This window comes from Lysinibacillus sp. FSL P2-0066 (assembly GCF_037969495.1).
Lineage (GTDB): Bacteria > Bacillota > Bacilli > Bacillales_A > Planococcaceae > Lysinibacillus > Lysinibacillus boronitolerans.
Window position 1 is genome coordinate 2,430,041 of the sequence record NZ_CP150202.1, and the last position, 13,473, is coordinate 2,443,513.

Annotated in this window: 24 protein-coding genes; 1 reads left to right on the forward strand and 23 read right to left on the reverse strand. The window is 34.1% G+C overall.

All coding sequences use genetic code 11. The annotated features are described in order from the left end of the window. Window positions 1-19: 19 nt before the first annotated feature. The 3 genes from MKZ14_RS12045 to MKZ14_RS12055 all read right to left on the reverse strand — a co-directional run bounded on the left by MKZ14_RS12045 (window position 20) and on the right by MKZ14_RS12055 (window position 3,157). Complete coding sequence (locus MKZ14_RS12045) at window positions 20-283, reverse strand: hypothetical protein (protein ID WP_339279934.1); 264 nt, start codon at window positions 281-283, stop codon at window positions 20-22. Window positions 284-838: 555 nt separating this feature from the next. Then, window positions 839-2,629: a hypothetical protein gene (locus MKZ14_RS12050; RefSeq protein ID WP_339279935.1), complete on the reverse strand. Its 1,791-nt coding sequence runs from the start codon at window positions 2,627-2,629 to the stop codon at window positions 839-841. Between the two features lie 156 nt (window positions 2,630-2,785). After that, the gene (locus MKZ14_RS12055) at window positions 2,786-3,157 is read right to left on the reverse strand and encodes a LuxR C-terminal-related transcriptional regulator (RefSeq protein WP_339279936.1); all 372 of its coding nucleotides are present in this window, start codon (window positions 3,155-3,157) and stop codon (window positions 2,786-2,788) included. 510 nt (window positions 3,158-3,667) lie between these two features. Between MKZ14_RS12055 and MKZ14_RS12060 the strand changes: the two genes are divergently transcribed. Continuing rightward, entirely contained in the window at window positions 3,668-3,904 is a 237-nt protein-coding gene (locus MKZ14_RS12060) for a hypothetical protein (protein ID WP_339279937.1), read from the forward strand. A gap of 43 nt (window positions 3,905-3,947) precedes the next feature. Here the strand turns inward: MKZ14_RS12060 and MKZ14_RS12065 are convergent, their stop codons facing one another. The 20 genes from MKZ14_RS12065 to MKZ14_RS12160 all read right to left on the reverse strand — a co-directional run bounded on the left by MKZ14_RS12065 (window position 3,948) and on the right by MKZ14_RS12160 (window position 13,266). Continuing rightward, window positions 3,948-4,133, reverse strand: coding sequence for a hypothetical protein (locus MKZ14_RS12065; RefSeq protein ID WP_339279938.1), 186 nt, complete (start codon window positions 4,131-4,133; stop codon window positions 3,948-3,950). A 39-nt stretch (window positions 4,134-4,172) separates the two neighbouring features. Next, a complete protein-coding gene (locus MKZ14_RS12070; RefSeq protein WP_339279939.1) occupies window positions 4,173-4,343 on the reverse strand; it encodes a hypothetical protein in 171 nt (56 codons plus the stop codon). Beyond that, window positions 4,336-5,178, reverse strand: a complete 843-nt coding sequence (gene dcm / locus MKZ14_RS12075) for a DNA (cytosine-5-)-methyltransferase (RefSeq protein WP_339279940.1) — start codon at window positions 5,176-5,178, stop codon at window positions 4,336-4,338. Before dcm ends, MKZ14_RS12070 begins: the two co-directional genes overlap by 8 nt. Before the next feature lie 41 nt (window positions 5,179-5,219). Further along, the gene (locus MKZ14_RS12080) at window positions 5,220-5,405 is read right to left on the reverse strand and encodes a hypothetical protein (RefSeq protein WP_339279941.1); all 186 of its coding nucleotides are present in this window, start codon (window positions 5,403-5,405) and stop codon (window positions 5,220-5,222) included. After that, complete coding sequence (locus tag MKZ14_RS12085) at window positions 5,384-5,617, reverse strand: hypothetical protein (protein WP_339279942.1); 234 nt, start codon at window positions 5,615-5,617, stop codon at window positions 5,384-5,386. The genes MKZ14_RS12080 and MKZ14_RS12085 overlap by 22 nt, the downstream gene beginning before the upstream one ends. Before the next feature lie 32 nt (window positions 5,618-5,649). Further along, complete coding sequence (locus MKZ14_RS12090; protein WP_339279943.1) at window positions 5,650-5,958, reverse strand: 2-oxoglutarate dehydrogenase E1; 309 nt, start codon at window positions 5,956-5,958, stop codon at window positions 5,650-5,652. Between the two features lie 102 nt (window positions 5,959-6,060). Continuing rightward, window positions 6,061-6,348, reverse strand: coding sequence for a hypothetical protein (locus tag MKZ14_RS12095; protein WP_339279944.1), 288 nt, complete (start codon window positions 6,346-6,348; stop codon window positions 6,061-6,063). 19 nt (window positions 6,349-6,367) lie between these two features. Next, complete coding sequence (locus MKZ14_RS12100; RefSeq protein WP_016993154.1) at window positions 6,368-6,577, reverse strand: hypothetical protein; 210 nt, start codon at window positions 6,575-6,577, stop codon at window positions 6,368-6,370. An 11-nt stretch (window positions 6,578-6,588) separates the two neighbouring features. Next, a complete protein-coding gene (locus MKZ14_RS12105; protein ID WP_339279946.1) occupies window positions 6,589-7,332 on the reverse strand; it encodes a hypothetical protein in 744 nt (247 codons plus the stop codon). Between the two features lie 843 nt (window positions 7,333-8,175). Beyond that, window positions 8,176-8,481 (reverse strand): hypothetical protein, encoded by a 306-nt coding sequence (locus MKZ14_RS12110; RefSeq protein ID WP_333004181.1) that lies wholly within the window; start codon window positions 8,479-8,481, stop codon window positions 8,176-8,178. A gap of 213 nt (window positions 8,482-8,694) precedes the next feature. Continuing rightward, window positions 8,695-8,856 carry a hypothetical protein gene (locus tag MKZ14_RS12115; protein WP_016993149.1) on the reverse strand — a complete coding sequence of 54 codons (162 nt, stop codon included), beginning with the start codon at window positions 8,854-8,856 and terminating at the stop codon, window positions 8,695-8,697. A gap of 461 nt (window positions 8,857-9,317) precedes the next feature. Beyond that, a complete protein-coding gene (locus MKZ14_RS12120) occupies window positions 9,318-9,659 on the reverse strand; it encodes a hypothetical protein (protein WP_312126360.1) in 342 nt (113 codons plus the stop codon). Window positions 9,660-9,709: 50 nt separating this feature from the next. Then, on the reverse strand, window positions 9,710-10,321 hold the full coding sequence (locus MKZ14_RS12125; RefSeq protein ID WP_081977433.1) for a hypothetical protein: 612 nt from the start codon (window positions 10,319-10,321) through the stop codon (window positions 9,710-9,712). Window positions 10,322-10,580: 259 nt separating this feature from the next. Beyond that, on the reverse strand, window positions 10,581-10,754 hold the full coding sequence (locus MKZ14_RS12130; RefSeq protein WP_339279949.1) for a hypothetical protein: 174 nt from the start codon (window positions 10,752-10,754) through the stop codon (window positions 10,581-10,583). Between the two features lie 18 nt (window positions 10,755-10,772). Beyond that, window positions 10,773-11,000 (reverse strand): hypothetical protein, encoded by a 228-nt coding sequence (locus MKZ14_RS12135; protein WP_016993145.1) that lies wholly within the window; start codon window positions 10,998-11,000, stop codon window positions 10,773-10,775. 21 nt (window positions 11,001-11,021) lie between these two features. Continuing rightward, complete coding sequence (locus MKZ14_RS12140; RefSeq protein WP_258859619.1) at window positions 11,022-11,159, reverse strand: hypothetical protein; 138 nt, start codon at window positions 11,157-11,159, stop codon at window positions 11,022-11,024. Beyond that, a complete protein-coding gene (locus tag MKZ14_RS12145) occupies window positions 11,159-11,323 on the reverse strand; it encodes a hypothetical protein (protein ID WP_339279952.1) in 165 nt (54 codons plus the stop codon). Before MKZ14_RS12145 ends, MKZ14_RS12140 begins: the two co-directional genes overlap by 1 nt. 174 nt (window positions 11,324-11,497) lie before the next feature. Further along, window positions 11,498-11,758, reverse strand: coding sequence for a hypothetical protein (locus MKZ14_RS12150; RefSeq protein WP_339279953.1), 261 nt, complete (start codon window positions 11,756-11,758; stop codon window positions 11,498-11,500). A gap of 540 nt (window positions 11,759-12,298) precedes the next feature. Further along, a complete protein-coding gene (locus tag MKZ14_RS12155; RefSeq protein WP_339279954.1) occupies window positions 12,299-13,015 on the reverse strand; it encodes a hypothetical protein in 717 nt (238 codons plus the stop codon). An 11-nt stretch (window positions 13,016-13,026) separates the two neighbouring features. Further along, window positions 13,027-13,266, reverse strand: coding sequence for a hypothetical protein (locus MKZ14_RS12160; RefSeq protein ID WP_016993743.1), 240 nt, complete (start codon window positions 13,264-13,266; stop codon window positions 13,027-13,029). Window positions 13,267-13,473 lie beyond the last annotated feature (207 nt).

Here is a 13,473-nt window from a genome sequence, read left to right on the forward strand (position 1 = left end):
ATTGATTCTTTAACTTTCTTTAATAGTAATTTTCAATTCCTTCCCCATCCACAAAACAACACTTACCTTTATCTGTTAAGGTTAGATTGATATATCCTAATTTGTCTTCATCAGAATAATCTTCTCCTTGTATATACCCGAAGCTTATTAACATGTATATCCCTTGTAGTTCTTCTTTTGGCATATCATTAATTTTGTTACTAAAAAGGAATTCTGTTCTTCCATTTTTAACTTCTTCTAATATTTTCACTTCCACATCATTCATCTCGAACATTCTAAGCATCTTTAACCCCCCTCCAATATACCTATATACATAATAGGATAAATGGAATGTATTCTCATTAAAAGAAATATAAAACATAACAAAAAAGACCCATCGCGTTGATGAAGGCTTTTTTCTATTGTGGAATCCTATTTATCGAGTGCTCTTTTCCGACTCGTGGCAGAGCGTACCACGTTATTTTGTAACGAATTGTGTTCTAGTTTTATAGTGCATTTCCGTGCACTTGTTGATGTAGTAAGTTTGACTGAAATTATGGAAAGTGGACGAAGTTCACATAGTAACCACTCCTTCAGTTTTATTTGCCTATTCCCTATATCTCTTAAAAAATATGGACCGGCCATGTATGTCTTGCTCCGAACAAGTTTGCTCGGCGCGGGTCGGTCGTCGGTCTGTCTTTCCCTAATATTTAGGTTTTGATAAATACCAAGGGAGGAAACCTTTACCGCACCGACCTACCTCCGAGTTTACATCAAATTTTTCCTATCACAAAACATGCTAGATGTTTTCCATTTGTTCCTTTTGTTACATTTGTTCCAAATTACAATTCTATTCCTGTTATCTTTTTAATAATTCTAGATATAAATTATATATAGGCCATCCCATAACCTCTGCTTTATTAGTAACATCCATTTTATCCAATAGTCTTTCTGCAGGCGTTTTCAAACCTAAAATAACATTTACTACAAATTTTTTAATCTGATCATTTTCTTTTTCTAAAATATCATATAAAAAATCTTCTTCATGTTTCTCAAATGGTTTTAAATTTCGTCTTTTTATTTGAAGTAAGTTCATTCTATAAATAACGTTATCTTGCCTAGTTTCGATTAATCCATTTAATAATGTTTCTGCTAAATTCAGAAATCTATGATCTTTTATTTCATCGTAAACAGTAATTAGATCTATAGCAATTTGATTATTAAATTCTAGTGATTTATCATGCTTATCTAAGCTAAATGACTTTTCATAAATCTCAAAATCAAAGTTAGTTAAAGTAAATAAATCTTGTATTTTGGCAGAACTATATATACTTACTTTATAATAATCATCTGAATTAGGATTAAACTCCCCAGAATTTTTAGGTATAAATGCAGCCATCCTGTCAAATATGTTTTTATCAAATATATTGTAAAATAGGTCGTCTTTACTATCTTTAAATAGCAACAAAGTGATATAATTTGACAATTTCAATCGTTGTATACTATTTGATTCAATATCCGAATCACCATTAATAGCATTATAGTTTATTGCTTTATAGTTCTTATTAATAAAAATATCGTGTATTCCATTAAATAACTGTTCTATATCTTCATTTTGATTGAACTGATATTCACTACTAATACCTATTCTCTCGCAAACACTCTGCATTTCACTGTATTTTACAATATCATCATCAAGCTTTTGAAAGTTTTCAATTTCATTAATAGAGGCCGTAATATTATATATTTCAAAGGGAAATTTATTATTTTCTAATATATACTTTAGTACTTTCAATGAAATTAAATAAGAACTAATAGTTTTTAACCTACCCATCTTTATATTTCCAGTTTTATTTTTCTTTGATAGACTAAATTTTAGTGTATCTTCAACTAAAAGCGTAATTTCATTGTTAGATTCTGTTAAATTATACTTTACATTTGTTTCTTTTCCCGAAAGAGTTATTGTCTCCTCTGTAGAAAAGTTTATTACTTCAGGTATTATTGCTTCAATAGGATATTCAACATCACCTTCTATTCCGTAAACATATGCTACATTATCAAACAAGTTAAAATTATTTACCTCACTAGGTGCCACATCATATTCAATTTTATATTTTTCGTATTCTTTTCTATTTCCCAGTTCAATAAAATTACTTGGTTGTTTTCTTACATTTTTTATATGTTTCCTACATATGTATTCTAAATCCCCGTCTTTTAACATTTTAAAATCGACTGATAAAGAATTTTGTTTTTTTCTTTCAATTACACCTAACAACCTTTCGATTTCAAGTGGAGTCATTGAATAATAAAAAGATTGCATCTTATTATTTTTTTTATTTATTGTAACTACTAAATATAGAACACCTTTCCCCGTTTTTTTGTAAATTTCTAAATCTGATTTATTTATAGGATGAGTTATCTTACTATCAATTTTAATTTTCTTAAATAAAGTTGTCCCTTTAATTTGTACTTTTACACTGTCTTCTATATTTTCCTTCTTTATTTCATTTGAATTGTAAACATAGATTTCTCCATCAAAGCAGGGGGTTTTATCATTAAACTGTACTTCACTCACCAATTTATAAGGCTCTAGTAGAATAATACGATTTATTTCCAAACAAGCTAAATGTTCTATAATTATTTTATCCATCTTGATTAATCCTCCTTTTATTCCTGGACTCTCTACTTTATATTTTATACCATAATTTTCTATGACCCTACTAAAATTAGTTTACAAATTAAAAGGCTTGTGAAACCTATTTAATATAGATTTCCAAACCTTTAAATTATTTAATGCTTTTTTACTTTATTGTTCTATCATCTGTTTTAATATATTATTTCTTACTCTAAAAATTGTTGTACTTGAAAGTTTCATGTGCTTACCAATCGCTCGCATACTATTCCCATCAAGCAATCTATGAAGCACCTCAATTTCTCTATCTCCATGTACTAACAAAATACGCTTTTGCACCTCTGCAATCTTTTGCTCATATTCCTTAATTCGATAATTTAGCGAGTATACGCGACGTTGAACTTCTGTAAATACTGGATCACTTGTGCCTCCACTAGCCTTTGGCAATGTTGCCTCAATCCCATACATAGCCGTTTTAGCCCCAATGTAGCTATTGTTATCAACTTTCGCTACTGGCTGTCGTGCTTCCTCAATGGTTTCAACCATCCATCGATAATTCTCAATCCACTGAAGTAAATTCTCTTCGTAACTGTTGTTTGCCCTTTTAACATAGGTTTGCCCTCCTAAGTTGTGGTATAATGACTTATCTGACAAGCCATCAAAGGGCATAAACCAATTCGAGCTGTAGCGTCTGATCACGCTGCAGTTTTTTATTCTTCAAAAGGCAATAAACTATAAAACCCAAGTTTCCTTAGCATATAAATAATAGTGTTAAGCTAAACTAGTTTAACTTGGCACCTCCCTATTTGTTACTTAGGGTCACTACTATCCCAAGTGACCCTTATATACTTTTGGATAATTTTTATATTTCTGTATAAAAACAAACAATTTTGTAAATGGTGATTGTAACTGTTATGAATTTCTCTAAAATTGATTGATAATTAATTCCGATTCATAGCAGTTTCTACTTTTGTTCACTAGCAAGCTGTAGCGTGTGACGACGCTGCGGCTTTTTCTATGTTATAATTTACATAAAATACATAACGAGGTAATTCAATGGACATATTTACAGAAATATTGAGCGCCGGAAGTCTGTGGTTTTTTATACTACCAATGATCTTACTGCTAGTTGTAATGATAGGATGTGCAATGATTTATAAAATCCTATTGGGTAATATTTTGCCGACAAAGATTTATAATTTCTTACTTGGTCCAATTGCCCTTCTTGGATTCTTTATTTGGGCTATCCCAATGAACATGGGATTTTATGAGTTTTTTAGAGCGATATTATAATCGCTCTATTTTTTTCGTTAAATCCTCATATTGTTCAATAAATTTAATCTTCTAATGCTCTAATTACAAATTCTCTTAAACTTAAACTGTCTGATTCTAGGTCAGATACCAAGTCGTCAATTTCATCCTCTGTTAAATTTTCATCACAGTTTTCTGCTACAAAACTATAAAGTTCTACACTACTACCTTGTAGCTCTTTTATAAAATCATAAAGTTCATTTTCAGACATATTAATCCCTCCTTGCTGTACAAAATCTTTCGAATCGGACTAACAAATCAGCTGGAGATGACCTGTTTTATCTGCAACTAAATCTGTTGCATAATCTTCTTTAATAATGACCTTGAAAATAGCTTCTAATACTTGTACAACAATGCTGTTTCCAGCCAGTGCGTATAGTGTTGCATGTAGGCCTGTCTTAATAGGAAACTCTCTAAGCATCAAATTCGAAATCTTTATCATCGAAGCCCATCAAGCGCCAACATTCACGCTCTGTTAAATATCGATACTGTTTTTCTGCTACCTTTACTACCCCTGCATTTGGACACCGATCTTGACGCTCTGTGATTGTCGTACAATAACTATCAATAGTTTCGATAAAACGGTGTTTTTTCTTAGCTGCTTCAACTTGTTCTGGTGTTGCTAGGTCCTTCAAACGACTAAGCATTGATGGAATATTTATCATGTATCGCTCGTCCGTCACATCATCTTCTAAAAATTCGTTTATATGGCGCAGTTGTCGCTTTTCAAGTTTAGAAAAATCGAAAGCTATGCCGCCTAAAATTGATATACAAAAAACACGCTCTCTCGATTGCGGTATTCCAAAATCCATAGCATTTAATATTTCAAATGAATTGGTGTAGCCTAGTTTGTTCATTTCTTGTAAGTAGTTATTAAAGATAGGCATGACACCCTTATCCAGTACACCCTTCACGTTCTCCCAAATAACCACTTTCGGCTTCCACTCACCCATTTCAGCGATAATACGGAGAGTTTCGAGCATTAATTCGGAACGAGAACCCTTTTTTGCATCTTTTCGATTAGCATTGCTACGACTGTTGTCCTGACAAGGTGAACCATGGACTAAAATATCAGGGCGTAAATTCCAACCAACCACATTTTGTTGTTCATACCGATGCGGATTCATTGCGTTATATGCCTTAACCCTATTTTGTTTCCACTCAACATAATCAATTAATTTATACTCGACACCCATATTTTTCAGCGCCTTTGCATCTGCTCCTATACCGCCAAAAAGGGAAAGTAATTTAATCATTTTTTCACCGCCTTTTGCTGAACAAAATGTTTCAAGATTGATTATGATAGACTGCCTTCCCAAAGCACTGTCATTTCTTCATGTTTTTCTAACTGCGTAAATACAAAGTTCATATCCATTAAGTTTCCATCTTCATTTGTTCCAAGTGCCATACGTACTGCTGCGTACACTTCTGAAACAGGTTTCGCTTCTTCTGTCAGTTCCTCTAGTTCAGATTCATCGCCCACATTGTGCCACCGTGAGAAAAACCTTTATGCGAGAATCCTTCGTATGCATAAATTTCTTCACCTGTTCTATGGTCCACTATATAAACTCGATTGTTTTTCAAAATCATAGAAGCTGTTCGGTTATTTGAACCTGAATAGAAGAAACGGCGACCACGTTCTGAAATGAATTTAATAAGATTATTAACTACTTCTAAGCGCTCTTTCTTGTCCATATTCCTTCACCTCAATCACTGAACACTTTCTTTCAATTGCTCCCATCATCCCAATTCCACAAGCTCAATTGTCCTTTAGCTGGCACTGGCTCAAGTAAAACTTGCACTGTATTCAGCTCCCAAGCATAACGACCGTCCATAAAATCACCAAAGTACAGTTCGTCACCCTCTAATTTTTTTCCGAATTCCATGCCTGCAGCACTTAACTCGTTCGGTATTAAATGGCATTCAACTAATTCTGCAGTAGCAATGACAACTCCAAGTGGTAAATCTTCATTTTTAATTCCATGTCTTTGAAGCGCTCTCTTAATTGGCGGATATTCACAATATTCCTTATCCATTGTTTTACCAGCGTGGATAGCAATTGGACCTCGATATTTCGTCTGCCAGCACGTGTCTCGAACCGCTTCTCACCTAAAGCAATAAGAGTAGCCTAAGGTTGTTTAATTGTGATTGCTTTCATTTATATTCTCCTCTAATTCGTCTTTGTAGACCAAAAGACGTGCGGGTTTGTAACCTTCGAAATGACTAGTCAACATATCCACTTTTCGATTTGGAGCATATCCACCTTTAGAAAGTTTCTCTGTTAACTCACACCATTGTGGTCCAATAACAGCAAGTACCCCTTCGTCTACAACTTGTAGTGTGGCATTTGAAATAATTCGTACATGCTCCCACCTTTTTGGATATTTTCGTGTCAATTCTTCCTCTGTAAAGTCGATTACTTTCATGGGCACTAATCTAAGTAATCTACAAATGAACTTTTACTTCGGGACCAAACATGGGTATTAAATTCACCTGATCTGCAGCCATTAACAAAATTAATGATCCCTTTGGTAGATTTCGCTCTGATTTACTTCCTTCAAATTGGACAACTGGTGCAGAACTTGCTTGTAAAAACCATGGGCGTTCTAGTTCTTGCTTTCGTAATTCATCACGAAAACTTAATTGCTCATTCATTTTAGTCCCTCCTAAAATAAGCTCAACTGCTCATATTTTTGCTTCTTGACAGGTAATTTCACTATTTCAGATATTTCGCACTCAATTTTTGTCGTTTGGTTCACCTTTTCCTGCTTATCGTTCACCATAACAGCTTCCAGTACGGGTCTAGATCCAACTTTTCTAATAGCCTGTAGTTCATCTCCTATTAAAAGCACGCTACTTATGTCCTTCCTATCTACAAGCTCATTTCTCTTAATTGATATGCAACCATAAAAATCCTCAATCACCGTTGCCTGCTCTCCATTTTCATAATGTTTATGCCTGATAAGTGATGCGTCTATAATTTCTACAATGTCACCCACCTCAAATATGGTAGCTGTGTCTTTTACTGATTTTTCAGGATTTACAATACGCTCAAAACATTCTGTACGTTTATATGCGCCGATTGGAGGACCATCTGGACGATGCTTAAAAAACACACTGTAGTAACCATCTGCTCGTGGCTCCGTAATGATGTATTCCTCGTCAATTCGATAAAAATGTGAGGGTGGCTTCACTACACGGGCCAAATATTTATTAAGTACTTGCATCGGAGTATCAATTGAAACATCCACTAACTCAAAGTGATTCTTTTGGTAGGTTCCAAAGTGAGATCCGGGTCTAAGGAAACGGCTAGCACAATATGCATGACCGCCATGTGGGAAAAGATAGTAAAGTTCACCTTTTGTAAGATTAGTAGAACCACCAGTATCAACACATTTTCCCTGTAACATCCTCACCACCTACTTTCGATAAATGGCAGCAAGTAGTGCATTGTATAGCCATACATCGATACAGCTTCGCTTGCATGTTCTTCAAATGTTTCAAGCGGGATCGATTTGCGCCCACCACTTTTAGCTGTATGCCAAGCTGCTTGAAGCGGTGGAAATGGTAAGCGATAGATTTATCTAACTCGCTACCTAAAAGCCTTGGAAGCCTCTTACTTGTTGCCTTAAATCATCCATAAAAATAAGACAACCATTCCATGTGCGATTAGTTACCTCACATGACACAGTTGCCTTTGTTTCAATTCTTATCATCCTCATTGATGATCCAATAACTCCATTTTTTACGAAATACATTCTGTCACCAATGTTTAGTTTTTTAGGTTGCCTGCCAGAATTGTTCGTATCCACCTTGTTCATAAACAAAAGTTTCTTTATCATCATTTACATATTCACTCTTAGGAATCGTTACTACGATGTCCAATGGCATCACCCCATTATGCTAATAGCTTGAAAAGGCCTGTACTTTTTAGTACAGATCCAAATATTATTCTTCTGATTCAGTTTCATACTCCTCTGGTTCTTCAGAACAAGAAAAGCATTTGTTACCATTCATAGCAATTCATTATAAAATTCACTACATTCAACCCAACGTACTTCTTCTAGAATAGACATACAATCACCTCCACCCCTATCTTAGTAGATGTGGTAAAGTTTTTGCTCTCAAAAGCAAGTACCGACGAATCAAAGGGGAGGAAACTGCTCGATACTCACTTTTCAAAGCAAAAGAAAAAGCCTTCCTTAGATGGCTTCATGAATTTTGATTCTTTTTTCTTTATCTATAAACACCGATCAACCAAAAGCAGTCCAAGCTATAAACAATCCAAATGTCACGCTAGTACTTACGATAATCGGTACAAAAAGAAGACCTACATATTTTAATCTTTTATCCCCTACATTCTTACGAAAACCTAATAAACCTAACATAAAGCTCATAATAAAACAAAGTATCCCCGTAGCAAAAAATACATAAAAAAGCGTTAACTGCATAACGGAATAGTCTTCCATTCCTCTTTGTATCGCGCTGAAACCTGAAGTGATAAAAGATAGTATACCGATAACTCCAAGAATTATTGAATACATAGAAAACTTATTCATAAGAACACTCCTTCAGTATTAGTAGTAAGAACGAAATTACAATTTCATAAACCCCTTACACACTATAATAATCAGGAAGAGAATAATTTGGAACCATATACTACAAATTCCACTCTCAAAACCACACCAAACTCTGCCCTCTCAACTCATAGCGTTTTGGCTGTTTGATGCCGTTTTCAAAGCAAAATAAAAAACACCTCGATAAGAGATGCTTTAAGGGGGCAAGTCGTCAGTAGCTTCTTCAAATCTTAATACAACACCCTCATTTTTCACTTTTTCTAGTTCTTCAATATAGTCTTTTTTACGTTCATCGAGTCTGGAATCTAGGGAGTCTTGAAAGGCTGGAAATAGATTGTCATCTACTGGTTTACCCAAATAATCACCTCAAATTCTCAAATTTTTACTCATTATAGAATATATTAATATTTTCTGACAATTCATTTAGATACATTTGATTATTAGGGCTGACAAGACAAATAAACTTTTGTCTCACCAAAAATTACTAACTATGTTTTATTACCTATTTTTTATAAAAAAACAGATAAAGAAAAAGCCTCTTCTCATGGATGAAGGCTTTAATATTGTGATAATCCTATTGTCGAGAGCTCACTTGCGACTCATGGCAGAGCGTACCACGTTATTTTGTAAGGAATTGTGTTCTAATTTTATAGTGCATTTCCGTGCCTTGTTAATGTAATACCAAGAGAGGAAAACCTTACCGCCCGACCTACCTCCGAGTTTACATATATATTTTTTCTATCACAAAAACATGCTACATGTTTTACATTTGTTCCTTTTGTTACATCTGCTACATATCCTTTATATTAACGTATTTTTTACTTTATCTCATTAAGTATTCTGGCTATTTTATATTCCCCATTTATTTCTACAGCTATTACACTATCAATATTATTCGTAATTTCCTTATTTTTTATTTTGTATAGATTAGTTCCTTCACTAAGTCTGTATCCCTCTTGGTGTTTAGTGGGTAATTTTTTTGTTTGTAATACAATTTCCCCGATCTTTTCTTCCAATTCAATTTTATTTATGGGTTCATTAGTGACAAAATAATTATTTCCGTCCCAATTGAAAACTGGATTTGATAATTTTTCATTTTCATTACACCCACTTAATAATACAAGAGTAAAAAATAAAGAAAATACTATTATCTTTCTCATCAGCTATCCCCCACCTTGTAAAAAGAAGGAGGGCGCACCCTCCATCTCTTTTATTTGTATAGAATTTTCACATAAGTATCCTGTGCGCTTGGGAAGTTCTCGTAATAAGTTCTCAGATAAATCCCAGCAGGATTATATTCCTCTACTTTATACTTTGTTACATTATACTTTCCGTATACTGCTGGTCTACTCCATCTATTGTAATCGGCACTAACGTAATAGCCGTTACCCCCAGCAGAACTGATCGAAACTGAGACAAAACCGTAAGATACAGATACTCCAAATGATGTTGTAGACGTGCTAAACCAGTACCCGCTTGCGCGATTATAATCCTTGAAGCCTGGATGCCATCCAAAGTTATAATCTGATGATTCAGTCCATGAGCTTACCTTTGTATAGTATTTTTGATTACAAGTAGCACATAATGGAGAAATACCCTGTACATCAGTTTCTTGATTAACGTTTACAGTAAATTCATCCGGTAATTCTTCGTAAACTGTTACTACTGTCCCATCGATTTCTTTAGTTTCCAATACGGCAGGAGAAAGGCTGTCTAAATTCCTTTCACTATCCACTAGTGCACCCAAAGCAGCAGGTTGGTTTAAAAAAAACAGTGGCAATACTAAGATTGTAAACAAAACAGATAAATAAACTTTCTTCATTGCTCTTTACCCCTTTCGATTATATTATGCACCGGTACAATAATATGATTCTATTATTTTCCTGAAAAACCTCTTTTTTTACATATTATTTATAAAATGGTTAATAATTACTAATATTCATTAGATAATTTTATAATAAAGTTTTTTTATCATTTGGTCTATGATTCTTTGTTTAGCTAAGTGGATTACCTATTGGGCCACAACCGTACTGCACACGATTAATTGGCGCAATTTGCACGTTACGCCCACCACCACCAACCTAATGAGACGTAAATGCTTTTGCTTTATTTTTGTTCATATATGCTATTTCTCTTTCTAAAGCATCAGGACTACAATTTTTCGGATTTCCTGATTCATGGGCAATAACATATTTTGCTGCCGTGAGCGCCAGATTTGGTAATCCAGACATCAACTGTTGCTCAATAACGTACATTATTGTTCACCTTCCTTATTAGCTGCCTATAATCAAATCAAATGTGCCTGATGCTGTTAGTCCTGCTATAAAGCCAGAAATCAACATAACGTACAGTGGAAATTCAGCTAACGGCCATAATACCAAACCAATAAAAATACCAATCACTACTGATGTGATTGGCATGTTTTGAGTATTTAGATTAATAGTCTTTTTAAGTACCTCCGCAACTGCTAAGACAATTGCAACCATTCCGATTGCAATCATAAAAATATTTGTTAATCCATTTTACGCACTCTCCTTGTTAAAAGTATGTTTTTCAATACGGTCAATTCGACCCTCTAATTTCGAAAGACTTGAATGAATTCCTTCTAATGCATTTGCTGTCCTTTCTTGTGATTCATTAGAACGTTGTAAATGCGTCATTAATGCTTTTTCCCGCTCTTTTGATTCATCACGATGCGATTGAAAATGTAGCGTCCAGCAATCAATACCGCGCTTATTAATCTGATTGATAAGTAAATCCACGGATTTAAACTATTGGCCACTTTTTCAGCTATACCTGCCCCTGTTATTACTAAAAGCTCCACTGCCCTCAACTCTACATAAAAAATAACATTGCTCGGCACAGCATTACTTAGGTCTTGTTTTATAAAAATTGCCCTCCACGATTACCGTGGAAGGCATTAAAATTAACCTTAACTATGTTACGTTTAATTCGTTCAAGAATATACCCCACCTAATTATAGGTGAGGTAAAATCGATTACTTCCCAATTGTAATTGTAAAAGTAACGATTATTTTTTGACCATTTGAACCTGTTAATTCTAAATCAAATGTACCAGATTGACCAACACTATATCCTGTACCGATAGATATAGCTTTGTATGAGCCAGTAAACGTTACGTTTTTCCCTACTAAAGCCCCCTTTAAGTTGGAGATTTCACCAATAGAAAAGCTTCCATTATAGACAGAAGTTTCAATTAGGTTACTATCATCATCCTCGAGGTAAAAAGGAGCATACATATATGCAAAGTTTCCACCGTTATTAGCCTCATATTCTGTAAGATTAAAAGAAGCTGCAAGAGGTGTTATGTCGCTATTCTCGTTTTATACCCTTTTATAACACGGTTTTATAACGAGCCTTCACCGTACAGGCGACTTTCATCGCATACGGCGATCCGTCAACGATAGATCTTTATACTTATTTCCCCTACCGTCATCATAAATACAAATTTAAAGTTAATCAATAGAATCACGACAAGGTAAAGAAATCTTAACATACCCTCTCATTATTCACTTCACCACCGATTGACTTTGTTAATAGTACTTCTTTCATTTTACTATCACCTATCCTTCGCCAATTTTTGTGTAAATAAAAAGCCATAAGGCAAATAGAAATTCAGTAATATGTTTCGTTGCCCATCTCGATTGCTCTCATAATGTAAAATTAAAGCCCACTAAAGTTGTGAGACGCAATGAGAAAAGGATACGTCGATATGACGTATCCTTTATAAAGATTGAATTCTACACGTATTATTAAAATCAACGATTCATCATTTTAATTTAATCCATTAATTTGAACACAGTTACTTTTTGATAATCAATTAGTGGAGCATGAACTTTATTCCTCAAAACCTTTAACATTTTTTCATTTTCCCCATCTACCACAAAGGTAAGATATTTCATTGGTGTTTGCTCTAATTGTAGTAAAATAGCGTGCCAAAACAATGTCAAGCTTCTTCCCAATGATTGATATCTTTCTTTAACAAAAAGATTATCATACATTAGCAATTGATTCGTAGTTGGTAACACAACACACCAGCCTACTAATTCCTTATGGTGGCGTAAAATCAAACTATTAGTCGCTACTGTATCATAACAAAGTGGATGAAATCTAGTTGGAAACCAAACATTTTCACCTTTTTCAATAAAATCAATATCTTGTGGTGTTAACTCTTGAATCGAATGGATAGTAAATCCTTCTTTTAAATGATTTCGATTAAAGATGGGTAGTTCTTTAACTTTTAGCGCATCTAGTATAAAAACATGCTGAGCTATTTCCTTTTTCCACTTATCAGAAGATATAACATTGTTTTCATTAAATTCTACTTCAGATACTTGGACATAGATATCCTTATTACAAGTTCCATATTCATCTGCAAAATGAGCTAACAGTACTTCTAGTTGGGTATGATGGAGTTTTGTAGAAACAACGATATTTAATGATTTTTCTTGTTCTTCAATTGACCATTCTTGTTCAACGCTTTGTTTATATACCATAGTATTTCACCTTATTCTAGCACTGGTGTCACAGATTGTGATTCAACCTCTACCCCATTTACACCTTTTAAGGATCCCTTAGTATATGTTACGTTAGCCACAGTACTCTTTGGAGCGAACTCTACCGTAATATACTCATCATCAATTTGATTTGGTGTTTGAGGTAGGTTTGTACGATAAGTATTAAACAACGAACCCATAATTGGATTATAAGGATTATTAATGTCAAAAAATTTAAATTCCCCTGGCACTACAGTCAAATCATTGATAGGTTGTGAAAATTTTATTTCTGCCTTAGTGTACTGATTGTTACTATTTCTAAAGATATTGATGCTTGAAATTTGTGGAGCTACATTGCTGTTCTCGTCTTATACCTTCTCTATCTCAGCTTTATAACGAGCCTTCACCGTACAGGCGACTTTCATCGCATACGGCGATCCGTCAGCAATAGATCTTCA

Excerpts from the sequence above, each read along its gene's own strand:
- MKZ14_RS12085 (WP_339279942.1), bottom strand. The coding sequence starts at position 5,617 with ATGGACAAGAAAGAGCGCTTAGAAGTAGTTAATAATCTTATTAAATTC.
- MKZ14_RS12130 (WP_339279949.1), bottom strand. The coding sequence starts at position 10,754 with ATGTACGTTATTGAGCAACAGTTGATGTCTGGATTACCAAATCTGGCG.
- MKZ14_RS12120 (WP_312126360.1), bottom strand. The coding sequence starts at position 9,659 with ATGAGAAAGATAATAGTATTTTCTTTATTTTTTACTCTTGTATTATTA.
- MKZ14_RS12065 (WP_339279938.1), bottom strand. The coding sequence starts at position 4,133 with ATGTCTGAAAATGAACTTTATGATTTTATAAAAGAGCTACAAGGTAGT.
- MKZ14_RS12105 (WP_339279946.1), bottom strand. The coding sequence starts at position 7,332 with ATGTTACAGGGAAAATGTGTTGATACTGGTGGTTCTACTAATCTTACA.
- MKZ14_RS12050 (WP_339279935.1), bottom strand. The coding sequence starts at position 2,629 with ATGGATAAAATAATTATAGAACATTTAGCTTGTTTGGAAATAAATCGT.
- MKZ14_RS12070 (WP_339279939.1), bottom strand. The coding sequence starts at position 4,343 with ATGCTTAGAGAGTTTCCTATTAAGACAGGCCTACATGCAACACTATAC.
- MKZ14_RS12100 (WP_016993154.1), bottom strand. The coding sequence starts at position 6,577 with ATGAATGAGCAATTAAGTTTTCGTGATGAATTACGAAAGCAAGAACTA.
- MKZ14_RS12095 (WP_339279944.1), bottom strand. The coding sequence starts at position 6,348 with ATGAAAGTAATCGACTTTACAGAGGAAGAATTGACACGAAAATATCCA.
- MKZ14_RS12090 (WP_339279943.1), bottom strand. The coding sequence starts at position 5,958 with ATGGATAAGGAATATTGTGAATATCCGCCAATTAAGAGAGCGCTTCAA.
- MKZ14_RS12110 (WP_333004181.1), bottom strand. The coding sequence starts at position 8,481 with ATGAATAAGTTTTCTATGTATTCAATAATTCTTGGAGTTATCGGTATA.
- MKZ14_RS12150 (WP_339279953.1), bottom strand. The coding sequence starts at position 11,758 with ATGTATGCTCCTTTTTACCTCGAGGATGATGATAGTAACCTAATTGAA.
- MKZ14_RS12155 (WP_339279954.1), bottom strand. The coding sequence starts at position 13,015 with ATGGTATATAAACAAAGCGTTGAACAAGAATGGTCAATTGAAGAACAA.
- MKZ14_RS12125 (WP_081977433.1), bottom strand. The coding sequence starts at position 10,321 with ATGAAGAAAGTTTATTTATCTGTTTTGTTTACAATCTTAGTATTGCCA.
- MKZ14_RS12140 (WP_258859619.1), bottom strand. The coding sequence starts at position 11,159 with ATGACGCATTTACAACGTTCTAATGAATCACAAGAAAGGACAGCAAAT.
- dcm (WP_339279940.1), bottom strand. The coding sequence starts at position 5,178 with ATGATTAAATTACTTTCCCTTTTTGGCGGTATAGGAGCAGATGCAAAG.
- MKZ14_RS12045 (WP_339279934.1), bottom strand. The coding sequence starts at position 283 with ATGCTTAGAATGTTCGAGATGAATGATGTGGAAGTGAAAATATTAGAA.
- MKZ14_RS12055 (WP_339279936.1), bottom strand. The coding sequence starts at position 3,157 with ATGGTTGAAACCATTGAGGAAGCACGACAGCCAGTAGCGAAAGTTGAT.
- MKZ14_RS12060 (WP_339279937.1), top strand. The coding sequence starts at position 3,668 with ATGGACATATTTACAGAAATATTGAGCGCCGGAAGTCTGTGGTTTTTT.
- MKZ14_RS12135 (WP_016993145.1), bottom strand. The coding sequence starts at position 11,000 with ATGATTGCAATCGGAATGGTTGCAATTGTCTTAGCAGTTGCGGAGGTA.